This window comes from Escherichia sp. R1 (assembly GCF_003000935.1).
Classification (GTDB): Bacteria; Pseudomonadota; Gammaproteobacteria; order Enterobacterales; family Enterobacteriaceae; genus Escherichia; species Escherichia coli.
The window spans coordinates 1-1,671 of sequence record NZ_PSRU01000065.1; the positions used below are offsets into that span (position 1 = coordinate 1).

Genomic DNA, 1,671 nt, shown 5'->3' on the forward strand with positions numbered 1-1,671 from the left:
AGTACCAGCGTACGGCCCACAGAATGATGTCACGCTGAAAATGCCGGCCTTTGAATGGGTTCATGTGCAGCTCCATCAGCAAAAGGGGATGATAAGTTTATCACCACCGACTATTTGCAACAGTGCCCTGAAAACTATATCAAAGAAGCCAAATACGACATGGCGGTGGGTCATCTCTTGCTAAAGTCATTTTGGGCGAATGAAGCCGTGTTTCAAATGATGATGCTTTCATATAACCTATTTTTGTTGTTCAAGTTTGATTCCTTGGACTCTTCAGAATACAGACAGCAAATAAAGACCTTTCGTTTGAAGTATGTATTTCTTGCAGCAAAAATAATCAAAACCGCAAGATATGTAATCATGAAGTTGTCGGAAAACTATCCGTACAAGGGAGTGTATGAAAAATGTCTGGTATAATAAGAATATCATCAATAAAATTGAGTGTTGCTCTGTGGATAACTTGCAGAGTTTATTAAGTATCATTGCAGCAAAGATGAAATCAATGATTTATCAAAAATGATTGAAAGGTGGTTGTAAATAATGTTACAATGTGTGAGAAGCAGTCTAAATTCTTCGTGAAATAGTGATTTTTGAAGCTAATAAAAAACACACGTGGAATTTAGGGAATACTGATGTAACACGGATTGACCGTATTGGGAGTTTGAGATGGTGACAAAGAGAGTGCAACGGATGATGTTCGCGGCGGCGGCGTGCATTCCGCTGCTGCTGGGCAGCGCGCCGCTTTATGCGCAGACGAGTGCGGTGCAGCAAAAGCTGGCGGCGCTGGAGAAAAGCAGCGGAGGGCGGCTGGGCGTCGCGCTCATCGATACCGCAGATAATACGCAGGTGCTTTATCGCGGTGATGAACGCTTTCCAATGTGCAGTACCAGTAAAGTTATGGCGGCCGCGGCGGTGCTTAAGCAGAGTGAAACGCAAAAGCAGCTGCTTAATCAGCCTGTCGAGATCAAGCCTGCCGATCTGGTTAACTACAATCCGATTGCCGAAAAACACGTCAACGGCACAATGACGCTGGCAGAACTGAGCGCGGCCGCGTTGCAGTACAGCGACAATACCGCCATGAACAAATTGATTGCCCAGCTCGGTGGCCCGGGAGGCGTGACGGCTTTTGCCCGCGCGATCGGCGATGAGACGTTTCGTCTGGATCGCACTGAACCTACGCTGAATACCGCCATTCCCGGCGACCCGAGAGACACCACCACGCCGCGGGCGATGGCGCAGACGTTGCGTCAGCTTACGCTGGGTCATGCGCTGGGCGAAACCCAGCGGGCGCAGTTGGTGACGTGGCTCAAAGGCAATACGACCGGCGCAGCCAGCATTCGGGCCGGCTTACCGACGTCGTGGACTGTGGGTGATAAGACCGGCAGCGGCGACTACGGCACCACCAATGATATTGCGGTGATCTGGCCGCAGGGTCGTGCGCCGCTGGTTCTGGTGACCTATTTTACCCAGCCGCAACAGAACGCAGAGAGCCGCCGCGATGTGCTGGCTTCAGCGGCGAGAATCATCGCCGAAGGGCTGTAACTGGTTTTGTTGAATAAATCGAACTTTTGCTGAGTTGAAGGATCAGATCACGTATCTTCCCGACAACGCAGACCGTTCCGTGGCAAAGCAAAAGTTCAAAATCACCAACTGGCCCACCTACAATAAAGC

General features: G+C 50.0%; 1 protein-coding gene and 1 pseudogene. Both read left to right on the top strand.

Translation table 11 applies throughout. The annotated features are described in order from the left end of the window. Window positions 1-129: 129 nt before the first annotated feature. Window positions 130-417, top strand: a pseudogene (locus C4F37_RS27010) (transposase); the annotation flags it as partial. Between the two features lie 249 nt (window positions 418-666). After that, window positions 667-1,542 carry an extended-spectrum class A beta-lactamase CTX-M-14 gene (locus tag C4F37_RS27015; protein WP_001617865.1) on the top strand — a complete coding sequence of 292 codons (876 nt, stop codon included), beginning with the start codon at window positions 667-669 and terminating at the stop codon, window positions 1,540-1,542. Window positions 1,543-1,671: the final 129 nt, after the last annotated feature.

What these genes read in the sequence shown, in the direction of transcription:
- C4F37_RS27015 (WP_001617865.1), top strand. Translation starts at nt 667, where the DNA reads ATGGTGACAAAGAGAGTGCAACGGATGATGTTCGCGGCGGCGGCGTGC.